We start from the raw sequence: 14,881 nt of genomic DNA, 5'->3' as shown, positions 1-14,881 counted from the left end.
TGGTGGGATGGACATAGACGATCACCGCATGGGGAGCGCCGAGCCCAGCCTCGTCCGCCCGTACTCCTTGACTGCCGGCCGCACCAGGCCGGCGGTCGAGTTGGCGCTGGAGGCACTCGTCGCATCGCATCCGGTCGCCATGGAGCGGCAGTACGAACTGAACAACCTCGAAACGTCCATCGTGGAGTTGTGCAGGCAATCGCCGTCCGTTGCCGAGATAGCTGCCCAGCTGTACATCCCGATCGGGGTGGCCCGGGTACTCGTAGCCGATCTGATCGAGGCCGGCCACGTCCGGGTTTCGGCAACTTTGAAAGACGATTCCAGCGACGATGAACGTCGCGAGCTGATCGAAAGGGTTCTCAGTGGACTCCGGCGTATTTGATTCGACGGCGCAGGTCGATACCCGCACGGCCAAGCCGACTTCGGCGAAGATTGTGGTCGCCGGCGGCTTCGGTGTGGGTAAGACCACGATGGTCGGCGCGGTGTCGGAGATCGTTCCGCTGCGCACCGAGGCGTTGGTCACCAACGCCAGTACCGGAATCGACAACCTGACCGGTATTCCGCAGAAGTCCACCACCACGGTGGCGATGGACTTCGGCCGTATCAGCCTCGCCGACGACCTGGTCCTGTACCTGTTCGGTACGCCGGGCCAGTACCGGTTCTGGTTCATGTGGGACGACCTGATCCGCGGCGCCATCGGCGCCGTGGTGCTGGTCGACACCCGCAGGCTCGAAGACAGCTTCGCCGCTGTCGACTACTTCGAAGCCCGCGGGCTGCCGTTCCTGGTGGCGCTCAACGAGTTCGACGACGCGCCGAAGTACCCGCTCGAGGACATCCGCCAGGCCCTGGCGGTTCCCGCCGACGTGCCGATCATGTCGATCGACGCCCGTCGCCGGGAACCGGCCAAGCAGGCCCTGGTCGCCTTGACCGAGTACGCGCTGCGCAAGGTCATGCAGGGTTACTGAGCTCGAGTCTCTGCACTGATGGACGGGGCTGCTGCGATGAAGGCCGCAGCCCCGCTCTTCGTTCAGGACCAGGGTTTCAGGACTCCGGTTCGGGGTCGGGCCGGGTCCAGCCGAGGATCATCGCCGGTGCACAGCCGCCGGCCATGATCGTGGCCAGCATCATCAATCCGCCCGCGTAGGCGATGCGATAGGCGTCGGCCTCCGGTGAGAACGCGCTGCCGAAGATCAGGTACGCCAACGGCGCCATGGTCAGCGACTGGGTGAGCGCGAGTCCCGCCGAGCGGGCCTTGTTGCGCTCGGAGATCTCCAGTTCGTCGAGCATCTGGTCGGGTGCGTGATCCTGGCCGCCCGAAGCGATCCGCAACATCGTCCAGCTCGGCAGGAACACCAGTGCCGAGACGAGCGCGACTCCTGGCGCCCCGAACAGGTCGAGCGCGCGCATCACTCCGGCGACCGCGATCCCGAGCAGCGCGATCGTCACGATCACCACGAGAATCCGCCGTCGACGCAGCGACCGCCAGCTCTTCAGCATCCCCGCTGTCCGTTGTTCCTGCACGAGCCAGCGCCGGACCCGATAGTTCTGGTAGCGGTCGATGAGCGTGGTGGTCATGGCGTCTCGCCTTTCGTGCGTGGGTAGAGCTCGGCCGACAACGGCCCGAATTCCTTGCGGGAGAACACGACTTCGATCGGTAGCGCGAACACATCGCAGATGCGCATCGCCAGATCGAGACTCGGATAGTGATCGCCACGCTCGAGCGCGCCGATCGTCTGGACATTCACGTTGACGGCCTCGGCAAGCGCCGCCCGGCTCATCCGATGCTCCGCGCGCAACACCGCGATGCGATTGAAGATCGGCAGGGTTTCCCCTCGTCTGACTGGGCTCACCTAATGAAGTGTTGTAAAAACACAACATATTGTCAAGATGTCCCAATGCTCTGCTGCGATCTCGTGACTGTGGCCGAACCTGTCCGGCTACGCTCGGAGCGTGCGGATGTCGGCGGATGACTTACTCGGCCAGTTGCTCGACGCGGGCTCTTTCGTGAGCTGGGACCGGGCGCCGATCGAGCCCGCCGTGTCACCGCGGTATCGCCAGGACCTCATCGCGGCGGCCGATCGGGCGGGGACCGATGAGGCGGTGCTGACGGGGGAGGGGTTGTTGCGCGGGCGGCGAGTGGCCGTGATCGCCTGCGAGTTCGCGTTTCTGGCCGGATCGATCGGGGTGGCAGCGGCCGAGCGGATCGTGTGTGCCGTCGAGCGCGCCACCGAACTCGGGCTGCCGCTGATCGCCTCGCCGACCTCCGGCGGCACGCGGATGCAGGAGGGGACAGTCGCTTTCGTGCAGATGGTGAAGATCGCGGGTGCGGTGGCCGTGCACAAGTCGGCGGGGCATCCGTATCTGGTGTATCTGCGTGATCCGACGATGGGTGGGGTGTTCGCATCGTGGGGGTCGCTGGGGCACATCACCTTCGCCGCGCCCGGCGCGCTCATCGGGTTTCTGGGTCCTCGCGTGTACGAAGCCTTGTACGGCAGGCCGTTTCCGCCCGGTGTGCAGACGGCGGAGAACCTCTATCGCAACGGTGTGATCGACGGTGTGGTGACGGTGGAGGTGTTCCGGCGGATCGCGCACCGGGCGATGAGCGTCGCCGCGGGCGCTGTCGTTCCGATGACCACCGAGCCGGGTTGGGCTGCGCCGGTGCGTAGTCCGTCGACCCCGTCGAATCCGGCTGCCGGCGCTTGGGATTCGGTGCTCAGTTCGCGGCGGCCCGGCCGGCCGGGCATTCGGGACCTGCTTCGCCATACGACACAACGGGTTCCGCTCAGCGGAACCGGCCGTGGTGAGTCCGATCGCACTGTCCTGCTCGCCCTCACCCGGTTCGCCGGTCAACCGTGTGTCGTGTTCGGGCACGACCGATCCGGTCAGGAGGGCGAGCACACCATGGGCCCGGCCGCCCTGCGCGAGGCGCGGCGCGCGATGGTCCTGGCGCGGGAACTGCGGTTGCCGCTGGTGCTGGTCATCGACACCGTCGGCGCCGCCCTGTCCAAGGAGGCCGAGGAACGCGGGCTCGCCCCCGAAATCGCCCGCTGTTTGGCCGATCTCGTCACCCTCGACACCCCGACCGTCTCCGTGCTGCTCGGCCAGGGCACCGGCGGTGGCGCGCTCGCGCTGTTGCCCGCCGACCGGGTGCTCGCCGCCAGGCACGGCTGGCTGGCTCCGCTGCCGCCGGAAGGGGCGAGCGCCATCGTCTTCCGCGATATCGCGCACGCACCGGAAATGGCTGCCGCGCAAGGCATCAGATCGGCTGATCTGCTCGAAGACGGTGTGGTGGACCGGATCGTGGAGGAGTACCCCGATGCCGCCGACGAACCGGTGGCCTTCGCCCGTCGCACGGTCCTGGCGATCGCCGCCGAACTGGCGGCGCTGCGCACCTACGAGCCCGCCGAACTGCGAACGCTGAGGCAGCGCCGATACCGGCGAATCGGACTGGCCGGAGCTGTGTACTGAATCGCGGGCAATCCCCTGACCAGCGCCCCGCTTCTCGGTACGGGGAAACACGCGACGCGCCGTCGTTGACGCCGCACCCAACCACTTCTACCTTCGAGAGGGTGACCTTCCGCAGCGAGAGCAGCCCTGTCCCCACCATCGTGCTCAATGACGGGAACGTGATCCCACAGCTCGGCTTCGGTGTGTTCCAGGTGCCCGCGGAAGACGTCACCGGGGTGGTGGCCGAGGCGTTGAAGGTCGGCTACCGCAGTATCGACACGGCCGCGGTCTACGGCAACGAGGAAGGCGTAGGCCGCGCCATCCGTGAATCGGGGATCCCCCGCGACGAACTCTTCATCACCACCAAGCTGTGGAACGCCGACCAGGGCTACGACAGCACCCTGCGCGCCTTCGATACCAGCATGGGGCGCCTCGGCCTGGATTATCTGGACCTGTATCTGATCCACTGGCCGGTTCCGTCGGCAGGCCGCTACGTCGACACGTTCCGCGCGTTCCAGGCGCTGAAGTCGCAGGGCCGGATCGGCTCGATCGGTGTCTCCAACTTCCGGGTGATCGATCTGGAGACCCTGATCGCCGACGCGGGCGAGATCCCGACGGTGAACCAGATCGAGCTGCATCCCACGCTGTCCCAGCGTGACCTGCGGCAATACGACGCCAATCACGCGATCGCCACCGAAGCGTGGAGCCCGCTGGGGCAGGGCACGCTGCTCGGCAACCCCACCATCGTCGACATCGCCGAGCAGCTCGACCGCACCCCGGCGCAGGTGATCATCCGGTGGCACCTGCAGCTGGGCAACATCGTCATCCCGAAGTCGGTCACGCCGTCGCGGATCTCCGAGAATTTCGATGTGTTCACCTTCGAACTCGACGCCGAGGCGATGGAGTCGATCAGCCGCCTCGACTCGGGCAAGCGGGTCGGCGCCGATCCGTCGACGTTCAGTGCCGGTCTGGACTGAGCCCGAGGAAACCGGTCAGCTCACGGGCTGCCGCCCGGCCCGCCCGATTGGCGCCGATCGTGCTGGCCGAGGGCCCGTAGCCGATCAGATGGATGCGCGGGTCGACGGCCACCTGCGTCGCCAACCGCCCGGTCATGGTGATCCCGCCGCCGGGTCCGCGCAGCCGCAAGGGCGCCAGATGATCCAGTGAGCTGCGGAAACCGGTTGCCCACAGAATCACATCGGCGGCCTGGAAACTGCCGTCGGCCCAGCGCACGCCGGTGGGCTCGATCCGCTCGAACATCGGCAGCCGTCGCAGCGCACCCCGCTCGCGGGCGGCGCGCAAACGGTCGTCGAGCGGTAGTCCCGTCACCGAGACGACCGACCCCGGCGGCAGACCCGCCCGGACGCGGTCCTCCACCAGCGCCACCGCGTCGCGTCCGTCCTGCTCGGCGAACGGCGTTTCGCGCCAGCGCGGCTCCGACCTGGTGACCCATGTGGTGGAGGTCACGAGCGAGATTTCGTCGAGTAACTGCACCGCCGAGATGCCCCCGCCGACGACGACGACATGTTTGCCCGCGAACTCGTCGGCCGTGCGGTAGTCGCGGGTGTGCAACTGGCGGCCCGCGAAGGTGTCGGCGCCCGGATATCGGGGGATGAACGGGTGCTCCCAGGTGCCGGTGCCGTTGATCAGACCTCGCGTGCGAAGAGTGCCCGCGCCCTCGGTTTCGACCTGCAATACCTCGCCTCGGCCCGCGCAGCTCTGCCCGTCGGCGGTCCGATCGCAGACGACTTTTACCGTCACCTGCCGTTGAACCTGCAGGTCGAAGCGCTTTTCGTAGAGTTCGTAGTAGTGCGGCACCGCGCTGGCGGCTCGCGCCGACTCCGATCCCGCCGGCAGTGTCTCGGCGAAGGACATCCCCGGCAGGTCGTGCACCCGGTTCACGGTGGTCAGAGTCAGCGACGGCCACCGGAACTGCCAGGCGCCACCGGGGCCGGGTGCGTGGTCGACGATGCGGAAATCGCGTTCGGGCACCAGCCCGAGCTTGCGCAGGTGATAACCGGCGGAAAGCCCTGCCTGACCCGCGCCGATCACCAGGATGCCGAAATCCGTCCTCGCCACAGCCGTCGATGCTATCGCCTTGCCGGGCGTTGTCGGCGGGCTGTGGCAGAGTGTGAACATCCACGAAATCTGGGAGATTCTGGGGAGGATGCATGCTCGGCGTGACCCGCGATGGTGACGTGATCACCATCGAATTGCAGCGCGAGGAACGGCGCAACGCGCTCAACGAGGACCTGGTCGGGGAACTGCGCGCCGCGATGCTCGACGCGGTGGCGCAGGGTGCGCGTGCCATCGTGCTCACCGGCCGCGGGCCGATCTTCAGCGCGGGCGCCGATCTGTCGGGGGTGTACTCCGAGTCGTTCCTGAGCGGCCTGCTCGACATGCTGCACACGATCGAATCCGTGCCGGTTCCGGTGATCTCGGCGATCAACGGTGGTGCGCTCGGTGCGGGCGTGCAGCTGGCGCTGGCCTCGGATCTGCGGGTGATCGAGCCCGACGCCTACATCGCGGTGCCCGCGGCCAAGCTCGGCATCTCGGTCGATCGCTGGACGGTGTCGCGGCTGGCGGCCCTGATCGGTGGCGGCCCGGCCCGAACGATCCTGCTCGGCGCCGAATCCGTCTCCGCCGCAGACGCTTACGCCTACGGCTTCGCCAACAAGCTCGGCACCCTCGCCGACGCCAAGGACTGGGCCAAGTCCATCGCCGCGCTGGCGCCGCTGTCGCTGCAGGCCATGAAACTGATGCTCAACGACGACGGCACCGGCGATCCGGCGAGCGCGCAGCAGGAAGCCGCGCTGGCAGCCGCGTGGAGCAGCGACGACGCGAAAGAGGGCCGCCTGGCCCGGCAGGAGAAGCGCCCGGCGAAGTTCGTGGGGCGCTGATGCGGATCACACGTCTGGCAGGTTCGCTGGCGAGTACCTTCGGTCTCGCCTGGATGGCCCGCGCGGTGTGGGGCCTGCCCACCTCGATCGGTGCGGGCCCGTCGGCGATCGCGCCGACCGCGATCGGCAAGTCCTCCTATCGCGACGGCCGTTTCCACAACACCGAGCCGAGCTCGATGCTCGCCGCCGGTGCCGCGCCGTCGCTGATCTGGTCGGGACTCACCAAGGGACGTATCGGCCGCCCTGCCAATCCCGTCCCGCTGGTCACCCCCGCGGTTCCCGAGCATGCCGCCGAGCTCGCGGTGACCTGGTACGGGCACGCCAGCGCCCTGGTGGAACTCGACGGTTACCGAGTGCTGGCCGACCCGGTGTGGAGTGAACGGGTTTCCCCGTCCCCGGTGGTCGGCCCCGCCCGCCTGCATCCTGTCCCCGGCGAGCTGGCGCAGGTGCCGCAGGTCGACGCCGTGATCATCTCCCACGATCACTACGACCACCTCGACAAGGCCACCGTCGACGAACTCGTCCGCACTCAGCTCGCGCCGTTCGTCGTGCCCACCGGCATCGGCGCGCACCTGCGGCAGTGGGGCGTGCCCGAATACCGGATCATCGAGCTCGACTGGGGTGGCTCGGTCTCGCTCGGTCGCGATGCCGACGACCGTGGCCTCACCATCACCTGCGCCGAGGCCAGGCACTTCTCCGGCCGCGGGCTCGTCCGCAACACCACGCTGTGGGCGTCGTGGGCGCTGTCCGGCCCGACCAAGCGGGTCTACTTCGGCGGCGACACCGGCTACACCAAGGCGTTTTCCCAGGCCGGCGCGGTGCTCGGCCCCTTCGATCTCACGCTGCTGCCCATCGGCGCGTACGACGAGCGCTGGACCGATGTGCACATGAATCCCGAAGAGGCGGTGCGTGCCCACGCCGACCTGTGCCTCGGCGACGCAGGTTACGGCCTGCTGGTCCCGATCCACTGGGCAACGTTCAACCTGGCCTTCCACGGCTGGTCCGAACCCGTCCGGCGCCTGGTGTCGGCGGCCGCGGATGCGGGTACTCCGGTGGTAGTGCCCAAGCCGGGCCAGAGGGTGGTTCCGAATGACCTCCCACCACGGGATTCGTGGTGGGAAGATGTGGAATGACCCTCCTCGCGAAAGGAACATCGGCAGATGAGTCTCGTGGATACCTTGAAGGGCTTGCTCGGTAAGGGCAAGGTTGCGGTCGAACAGAACGCCGACAAGATCAATGAGGCGGTCGACAAGGCCGGCACCTTCATCGATGACAAGACCAAGGGCAAGTACAGCGACAAGATCGAGAAGGGCAAGGACGCGGCCAAGAAGGTCGTGCCCCCGCAGGCAGGCCCCGGCACTGCCCCCGGCGGCCCCGCTCCGACAGATCCGGGACCCAAGGCCTGATTCGGTGCGCGGGGACCGGTAGAAGGTCCCCGCCGTCCGATCGCGTCGATGGTCCGCCGGGAATTTCGGGGCGCGCCGGGTGAACCGGACATCGAGGTTGAGCTCAGCAACCTCGACAAGGTGCTGTACCCGGAGACCGGCACGACGAAAGGCGAAGTGATCGCCTACTATTCGGCGATCACCGAGGCGGCACTACCCCATCTCGCCGGCCGTCCGGTCACCAGGAAACGGTGGCCGAACGGGGTCGACCATGCCGATTTCTTCGAGAAGAACCTGCCCGAGCACGCGCCCGCGTGGATCCACCGGTCCGCGATCGAGCATTCCAGCCGCCGGGTGGTGTACCCGCTGATCGATTCCGAGGCCGGGATGGCCTGGCTCGCGCAGCAGGCGGCACTGGAAATCCATGTGCCGCAATGGCGTTTCGACGCGGACGAGCGCGGCCCGGCCACCAGGATCGTGTTCGATCTCGACCCCGGCTCCGGCGCGGGTCTGGCGGACTGCGCGCTAGTGGCGCTCGCGGTGCGCGACATGGTCGCCGACATCGGCATGCGGGCATTCCCGGTCACCAGTGGTAGCAAGGGGATTCACGTCTATGTGCCGCTGGATCGGCCGCTGAGTTCGGGTGGCGCGTCCACTGTCGCCAAGCAGGTGGCCACCAATCTCGAAGCGCTGCATCCGGATCTGGTGACGGCGACCATGGCGAAGGCGGCCCGCAAGGGCAAGGTGTTCCTGGACTGGAGTCAGAACAACGCCGCCAAGACCACCATCGCCCCCTATTCGCTGCGCGGTCGCGCCGAACCGAATGCCGCCGCCCCGCGCACCTGGGCCGAGATCGAGGACTCGGACACGCTGCGCCAGTTACGTTTCGACGAGGTGCTTGCCCGCTGGAAGGCTGACGGCGACCTGCTGGCCGAACTCGATCCGCCGCTTCCCGCCGACCCCGAGGCCGGCCGGCCTGCCGCCCGCCACGATTCCCTCACCAAATACCGCAGCATGCGCGACGCGCAGCGGACTCCCGAGCCCGTCCCAGAGGCGACCCCCGAGCCCGGACCCGGCAATCGCTTCGTCATCCAGGAACATCACGCCCGCCGCCTGCACTGGGACGTGCGGCTCGAGCACGACGGCGTCCTCGCCTCCTGGGCGGTGCCCAAAGGTCCGCCGACCGAGCCGAAACACAATCGGCTGGCGGTGCGCACCGAGGATCATCCCCTCGAATACCTGCACTTCCACGGCACCATTCCCCAGGGCGAATATGGTGCGGGGGAGATGACGATCTGGGATTCGGGCACCTACGTCACCGAGAAATGGCGCTCCGACGAGGTGATCGTCGAGCTCGACGGAGAGCGGGTGTCCGGCCGCTACGCCCTCATCCAGACCAAGGGCGACCAGTGGCTGATGCACTACATGCGCGACCAGACCCGTCGAGAGCCTGTGGTGGACACCGGTTTCCCGCGCGGACTGTCGCCCATGCTGGCCACCGCGGGCGAAATCGAATCGCTGACCCCCGTGGACTGGGGCTTCGAAACCAAGTGGGACGGTTTCCGGGTGATCGTCGAGATCCACGACGGCACCGTCACCGTCCGCAGCCGCGCCGGCAACACGGTGACCGCCCGCTATCCGCGCCTGGCTGCCCTCGGCGAGGAGCTGGCCGGGCATCAGGTGGTCCTGGACGGCGAAGCGGTGGTTCTCGACGACGCCGGGCTCTCGGATATCTCTGCGCTGCAAGCAGATTCGGCCCGGGCGGTGTTCATCGCCTTCGACGTGCTCTACCTCGACGGCACCTCGCTGCTGCGGAAGAAGTACACCGACCGCCGGGCGGTGCTCGAGGCGCTGGGCAGATTGTCGCCGTCGATGAATGTCACCGCGCTGCTGGAGGGTTCGGGCGCCGAGGCGATGAAGGCCAGCCGCGCGCAGGGGCAGGAAGGGGTGGTGGCCAAGCGGCTGGAATCGGTGTATCAGCCGGGCAAACGCAGCCAGACCTGGCTCAAGCAGCGCAACTGGCGCTCGCGCGAAGTGGTGGTCGGCGGGTGGCGGCGCAGCGACAAACGGCCGTTCAAGTCGCTGCTGCTCGGCATGCCGCACGAAGACGGCCTCATCTACGTCGGGCGGGTGGGTACCGGATTCGGAGACGAACAGTCGCGTCGGATCGCGGCCGAGCTCGACGGACTGCGGCGCGAGACGTCCCCGTTCACCAACGAGATGACCGCCGACGAACGCCACGACGCGCAATGGGTTACCCCGAAGCTCACCGGCACCGTCCGCTTCCAGGCGTGGACCGACACCGGACGGCTCTGGCATCCCGTATGGGACGGTGTGACGAGCTCGCCATGATGATGCCCACCGTGAAAGCTGTGATGTTGCTACGGTAATCGCGTTGGACCCGGTATCGAATCAACGAGGAGTGCGCGGTGGATTTCAAGAACCTGGCGGGCAAGGCGATGGACCTGGCTGCCCAGCATGCGGACAAGGTCGACGACGTGATCGACAAGGCGGGTGACGTGGTCGACGAGAAGACCGGCGGCAAGTTCAGCGGCCAGGTCGACTCCGCACAGGACGCGGCCAAGAACGCCATCCGCTGAATCTTCAGCGGCTGGCGCCGCGGGGGTTTTCGGCCCTGCGGGCCTCGAATCCGAGGGGCGATACTGCGCCTTCGGCGTTCCGTCTCGCCCCTCGGATCCGAGGCGGCCGAAAACCCGGTGCTGGGAGTTCGCCGGGCTGTCAGTTTCCGGTCATCAGGGCGGAGATCGTGTCGACATCGGTGACCAGGGCATTGCCCTGGAACGCGAAGTCGTCGTAGGCGCGCGCCATCGCCTCCTTGTCGCGACCGCCGCAGGCGTCACCGATCACCACCGGTACGAAACCCAGATCGGTGGAGTGGGTGACGGTGGGCGCGATGCCGATTTCGAGTGCGACGCCGGCGATGGCGTAGGAGCCGATCCGCAGATCGCGCAGGAGAGTAGCGAGGGGTGTGCCCTCGAAGGCCGACATCGACATCTTGTCGAAGACCAACTCGTCTTCGCGCGGCACCAGCTCGGGCACCAGCTCGAACGAGGGCGTGTCGCGTTGCAGAATGAAGGCCACGTCGTCGACGGATTCGGCGTTCTGCCAGCCCATCAGCAGCCGCATCCCGTACACCCCGGTCAGTCGCCGTGGCGGGAAGAAGTGCCGGAGGAAGATCACAGGATAGCCGCCGCGCCGGGCGGCTTCGACCACCCGCACGACGCGTTCGGTGATCTCCTGGCCGTCGGGCAGCTGGCCGAGAACCCCGACCTGCATGTCGTAGACGATCAGCGCCATCCGGTCGGGCGCGCACAGATCGCCGAGGCTATCGGGAATGTCGAGTCCGTTTCCTTGTCGCACCGACGCCAGTGTAGGCGCCGGTGCGAGGGAGGAATCGAACTGTGGCGCAGACTATTTGGTCTGCTGGGCCCACTGCGTGGTACCTGCCGGCGCCTGGAGGGTGTTGATCAGATCCATGCCCGCGATGACCAGCGCGGGTCCACCGACAATGATCGTGCCGATGATGCCGCCGACGCTGGCGCCGGTGACGAAGCCCGGAATCGCGCCGACACCGGGGATGAGGACACCGCCGACGATCAGGCCGATCACCGCGCCGAGACCCATGCCGACGAAGCTGCCGACGGCGGTGGCCAGGCCGAAGGTGGATGCGAAGTTCGCCTGTGCCGCATAGTTTTCGGCGGGTGAGGCGACCGGCGTGAGGTTGGGCTTGGCCGCGGCGACGTCCTTCACCGCGGTCAGCTCGAGTACGTGGCCGTCGTCGCGAACCGCGTGCGGCAGCGGGTACTCGAACTTGCCGTCGCGGACCGAGAGTGGCATCGACACCAGGGTGGCGCCTGCTTCGTCGCGGATCTCGACCGTGCCGCCGGTGACGGCGAAGGTGCCGTGGGTGAGGGTGGTGATGAGGGTGTTGCCGACGACCTCGGTGCGGTAATCGACATTCGGCGTCACCGGGTCGGCTCCGGCGACTCCGGCTCCCACCAGTGCGGCGGCGAGCATCGGAACAGCGGCCGCGGCGATTTTGCGGATGATCATGTGAACATTTCCCATCTGGATCTCATCAGGTGTGAGTTGCTCGAACAGGCGCCGTGATGATGACTTCCCCCCGAGAAAGTTTCGTGACCGGCGCGTGAAGCTGCCTAGCTCGATTTCTGTGAGGAACCATAGCTTGCACCAGGGTTTCGGGACAGTGAATTCGGGGTATTGCGCTCAGCCGATGATGGTGCTCAGCGCTACGGCTCCCGCGCAGACCACGACGACCACGCCGAGTGCGATGGCGTCGCGGCGGTGCGGCGCGCTCGGATGCGCCGTCAGCATGCCGGTGCCGCCACGGGCGGTGATCGCCTCGCCGAGTTCGCCTGCGCGCCGCGACGACACCGCCATGCACGCGGTGAGGATGTCGATGAGCGGGTTGTCGGCGGCGCGGTGCATCAGGTTGTCCTTGGGGCGCAGTCGGCGTGCGGCGCGCAGCACCCGGATCTCGTCGAACAGCAGTGGCAATCCGCGCAGGGTGAGCGCCACGACCACGGCCCATTCGTCGACCGGTAGTCGCAACTTGCGCAGCGGCGCGCCGAGTTTCGCGAGAGCGGGGGCGATCTCGCCCATCGGCGTGGTGAAGGCGATCAGGAACGAGGCGGCCACCAGGACCATTCCGAAGACGAAGATCTGCGTGTAGCCGAGCACCGCTTTCATTCCGATCGGCGCGTTGATCAGGCCGCCGAGCACGACGAGTCCCCAGAACCACCACGGCAGCCGGGGGATCGCGCCGAGTGGCAGCCGCGCGAGTATCCAGATCAGTACCAGGAAGGCCGTGATCACGCCGAGCACCGGCCAGGTCGGCAGGAACATCAGCAGCAGGCTGATCAGGAACGCGGCGATCATCTTCGTGCCTGCCCACAGGCGGTGCACGACACTGTCGACCGGGACTTCACGCAGCAGCACTGTGCTCATGGGGTCGTGCCTTTCGGTGCGCTGGTGTGGGCCGTCGCGCCCTCGTCGCCGCGGCGGCCGAGGGGCAGGCCGGCCACGAAGGCCGGCTTCTCCAGTGCGCGTTCGGTTCTCGGGATCGCGTGGCCGTCGGCCGAGACCACCACACCGTCGTCCAGGTGCACCGTGCGGTCGCAGACCATCGCCATCTCGGCGACATCGTGCGAGATGATGATCAACGTCAGCCCCGAATCCCGCAGCCGGGCGAGCAGTTCCACGATCTCGGCGCGCCCCTGTGGATCCAGGCCCGCCAGCGGTTCGTCGAGGACGACAACCTGCGGCCGGCTCGCCACCATCGCGGCGAGGACCACCCGCTTGGCCTGTCCGCCGCTGAGTTCCTCCACCGAGCGGGCGGCGAGGCGGCGGTCGAGCCCCACCGCGTCCAGCGCTTGCCCGACCGCACCGGACCCGGTGGCTCGCCCACCCCAGTCGGCGATCTCCGCGCCGACTGTCTGCTTCTGTAGTTGCAAGCGGGAATGCTGGAAGGCCAGCGCCACCCCGCCGACCTGCTTGTCGACCGCGGTGCCGCGCAGTTCGCAGCGTCCCGAGCTCGGCGCGATCAGTCCCGCGATGATCCAGGCGAGCGTTGATTTGCCCGATCCGTTGCCGCCGACGATCAGCAGCGCCTCGCCCTTGCGGACCGACAGGTCGACACCGTGCAGGGCCGGTGCTTCCCACGGCGTGCCGTGGTTGTAGGTGTGGCGCACGTCGGCGAGTTCGAGGACGGAGGCGCCCATCGGCCTGCGGCGCTGGTCGCGGGCCGGATGGGGCCAGCTCGCGAGGTGGTCGACCATCCGGCCGTCGGCGAGGTGGATCACCCGGTCGGCGGCGGTCGCGTCGGCTTCGTGGTGGGTCACCAGGACCACGGCGGTGCCGTGCCGGCGCGGGAGCTCGGCCAGGAGGGCGACGAGCTCGCGACGGCCGTCGGGGTCGATCATCGAGGTGGCTTCGTCGGCGATGAGCAGCGCCGGGCGGCGCGCGAGCGCGGCGGCCACGGCGAGACGCTGTTGCTGGCCGCCGGAGAGGGTGGCGGTTTCGCGGGCGCCCATGTCGGCGAGGCCGACCTCGGCGAGGAGCGCGTCGACGTCGACCTCGGCGGCAGACTCCGCCGAGAGCCCCCACACCACATCGTCGGCGACCGAGACGCCGAGAGTCTGGCTCTCGGGTCGCTGCAGGACCAGTGCTGTCCCGCCGAGCGCGCCCAAGCCTGCCGATCCCGGACGATCCACCGCACCCGTGGTCGGTGGCCTGCCTGCCAGGACCCGGGTCAGGGTCGACTTGCCGGAGCCGTTGTGGCCGACGACGGCGACGAACTCGCCCGGGCGAATGGTGAGGTCGATGTCGGCCAGTGCGTCGACATTCGTGCCCTCGTACCGGTAGCCGACGCCGTGCAGGGATACCGGCAGCGGCCCGACCGGCCGATCGTCGAGCGGCGCGTCGAGTCGATCGCTGCCCGGCAACCACGCCAGGCGATCGAGTACCGCCCCGAGCACGAACCAGGAGATCACCGTGCTCACCAGCACGCCGAGCGCCACCGTGCCGCCGACGTAGACCCACCACCAGCGCAGCACCACGTCGACGGCTTCGGCGGCCATCCGGCCGAGCGGCTCCAGCGCGGGCAACCGGCCCGCCAGATTCTCGATGCCCTTCGCGGTATTGCGGATCGCGTCGAAGAACAGGTCTCTGGTTCGTGAGAAGAGCAGCAGACTGCCGACGGAGAACAGCCCCCAGCCCACACCGGCGACGATTCCGAGCGCGAACACCGTGGGGAATCCGCCGCCCCGGCGCTTCACGGTCCCGATGATTCCCGCCAGGGTGGCCGCGCCCATGACGCCGAGCGCGGGCATCACGCCGGCCGCCACGAAGGTGACCAGCGTGGCCGCGATTGTGGCCGTGACCAGTGCTCGTAACCGATACCGCTGGGCGAGCAGGCCCAACGGCACTGCTGCGACGAGCTGCAACGCGGCCGCCATGGGGACGAGTGAGCCGACGGTGATGAGGCCGACGGTGAGCCCGGCCATCACCGCGCCACTCGCCAGTTCGATCGGGCGCAGGGGACCGCTGGGCAGACCCGCGGGCTTGTCTCTCACGTGTCCAGTCTGCCAGGGGGTCGGGTGTGCGGGT

General features: G+C 68.1%; 16 protein-coding genes. 9 read left to right on the top strand and 7 right to left on the bottom strand.

Translation table 11 applies throughout. The annotated features are described in order from the left end of the window. The first annotated feature begins 7 nt into the window (after positions 1-7). Positions 8-382, top strand: a complete 375-nt coding sequence (locus ACFQ9R_RS12060) for a DUF742 domain-containing protein (protein ID WP_056818578.1) — start codon at positions 8-10, stop codon at positions 380-382. After that, positions 363-965: an ATP/GTP-binding protein gene (locus ACFQ9R_RS12055; protein ID WP_174551063.1), complete on the top strand. Its 603-nt coding sequence runs from the start codon at positions 363-365 to the stop codon at positions 963-965. The genes ACFQ9R_RS12060 and ACFQ9R_RS12055 overlap by 20 nt, the downstream gene beginning before the upstream one ends. A gap of 76 nt (positions 966-1,041) precedes the next feature. On the opposite strand, the gene ACFQ9R_RS12050 is transcribed toward ACFQ9R_RS12055, so the two are convergent. Then, positions 1,042-1,575, bottom strand: coding sequence for a hypothetical protein (locus ACFQ9R_RS12050; protein WP_378990481.1), 534 nt, complete (start codon positions 1,573-1,575; stop codon positions 1,042-1,044). Then, complete coding sequence (locus tag ACFQ9R_RS12045; protein WP_364578900.1) at positions 1,572-1,850, bottom strand: helix-turn-helix transcriptional regulator; 279 nt, start codon at positions 1,848-1,850, stop codon at positions 1,572-1,574. Before ACFQ9R_RS12045 ends, ACFQ9R_RS12050 begins: the two co-directional genes overlap by 4 nt. Positions 1,851-1,956: 106 nt before the next feature. On the opposite strand from ACFQ9R_RS12045, the gene ACFQ9R_RS12040 reads away from it, so the two are divergent. Both ACFQ9R_RS12040 and ACFQ9R_RS12035 read left to right on the top strand, forming a co-directional pair. Next, positions 1,957-3,468 (top strand): carboxyl transferase domain-containing protein, encoded by a 1,512-nt coding sequence (locus ACFQ9R_RS12040; RefSeq protein WP_378990480.1) that lies wholly within the window; start codon positions 1,957-1,959, stop codon positions 3,466-3,468. Positions 3,469-3,569: 101 nt separating this feature from the next. Next, positions 3,570-4,424 (top strand): aldo/keto reductase, encoded by an 855-nt coding sequence (locus tag ACFQ9R_RS12035; protein ID WP_378990478.1) that lies wholly within the window; start codon positions 3,570-3,572, stop codon positions 4,422-4,424. Here ACFQ9R_RS12035 and ACFQ9R_RS12030 read toward each other — a convergent pair. Beyond that, complete coding sequence (locus ACFQ9R_RS12030) at positions 4,405-5,586, bottom strand: NAD(P)-binding domain-containing protein (protein ID WP_378990477.1); 1,182 nt, start codon at positions 5,584-5,586, stop codon at positions 4,405-4,407. The two genes, ACFQ9R_RS12035 and ACFQ9R_RS12030, sit on opposite strands and share 20 nt — an antisense overlap. A 32-nt stretch (positions 5,587-5,618) precedes the next feature. Between ACFQ9R_RS12030 and ACFQ9R_RS12025 the strand changes: the two genes are divergently transcribed. From ACFQ9R_RS12025 to ACFQ9R_RS12005, 5 genes are all read left to right on the top strand, one after another. Further along, entirely contained in the window at positions 5,619-6,347 is a 729-nt protein-coding gene (locus ACFQ9R_RS12025; RefSeq protein WP_378990476.1) for an enoyl-CoA hydratase, read from the top strand. Further along, entirely contained in the window at positions 6,347-7,480 is a 1,134-nt protein-coding gene (locus tag ACFQ9R_RS12020; protein ID WP_378990475.1) for an MBL fold metallo-hydrolase, read from the top strand. The genes ACFQ9R_RS12025 and ACFQ9R_RS12020 overlap by 1 nt, the downstream gene beginning before the upstream one ends. Before the next feature lie 27 nt (positions 7,481-7,507). Beyond that, on the top strand, positions 7,508-7,753 hold the full coding sequence (locus ACFQ9R_RS12015; RefSeq protein ID WP_301904870.1) for an antitoxin: 246 nt from the start codon (positions 7,508-7,510) through the stop codon (positions 7,751-7,753). A 48-nt stretch (positions 7,754-7,801) separates the two neighbouring features. Continuing rightward, positions 7,802-10,084 carry an ATP-dependent DNA ligase gene (locus ACFQ9R_RS12010; RefSeq protein WP_378990474.1) on the top strand — a complete coding sequence of 761 codons (2,283 nt, stop codon included), beginning with the start codon at positions 7,802-7,804 and terminating at the stop codon, positions 10,082-10,084. Positions 10,085-10,161: 77 nt separating this feature from the next. Beyond that, positions 10,162-10,332 carry an antitoxin gene (locus tag ACFQ9R_RS12005; protein WP_378990473.1) on the top strand — a complete coding sequence of 57 codons (171 nt, stop codon included), beginning with the start codon at positions 10,162-10,164 and terminating at the stop codon, positions 10,330-10,332. Positions 10,333-10,471: 139 nt separating this feature from the next. Here the strand turns inward: ACFQ9R_RS12005 and ACFQ9R_RS12000 are convergent, their stop codons facing one another. The 4 genes from ACFQ9R_RS12000 to ACFQ9R_RS11985 all read right to left on the bottom strand — a co-directional run bounded on the left by ACFQ9R_RS12000 (position 10,472) and on the right by ACFQ9R_RS11985 (position 14,847). Continuing rightward, positions 10,472-11,113 (bottom strand): cysteine hydrolase family protein, encoded by a 642-nt coding sequence (locus tag ACFQ9R_RS12000; protein WP_378990472.1) that lies wholly within the window; start codon positions 11,111-11,113, stop codon positions 10,472-10,474. A gap of 51 nt (positions 11,114-11,164) precedes the next feature. Next, positions 11,165-11,806: an ammonium transporter gene (locus tag ACFQ9R_RS11995; protein ID WP_378990471.1), complete on the bottom strand. Its 642-nt coding sequence runs from the start codon at positions 11,804-11,806 to the stop codon at positions 11,165-11,167. Between the two features lie 174 nt (positions 11,807-11,980). Beyond that, a complete protein-coding gene (locus ACFQ9R_RS11990) occupies positions 11,981-12,721 on the bottom strand; it encodes an energy-coupling factor transporter transmembrane component T family protein (RefSeq protein ID WP_378990470.1) in 741 nt (246 codons plus the stop codon). After that, the gene (locus ACFQ9R_RS11985) at positions 12,718-14,847 is read right to left on the bottom strand and encodes an ABC transporter ATP-binding protein (protein WP_378990468.1); all 2,130 of its coding nucleotides are present in this window, start codon (positions 14,845-14,847) and stop codon (positions 12,718-12,720) included. Before ACFQ9R_RS11985 ends, ACFQ9R_RS11990 begins: the two co-directional genes overlap by 4 nt. Between the last annotated feature and the right edge of the window lie 34 nt (positions 14,848-14,881).

Source organism: Nocardia sp. NPDC056541 (assembly GCF_042794235.1).
In the GTDB taxonomy this organism is placed as follows: Bacteria; Actinomycetota; Actinomycetes; order Mycobacteriales; family Mycobacteriaceae; genus Nocardia.
This window is presented reverse-complemented; position numbering and strand designations above follow the sequence as displayed.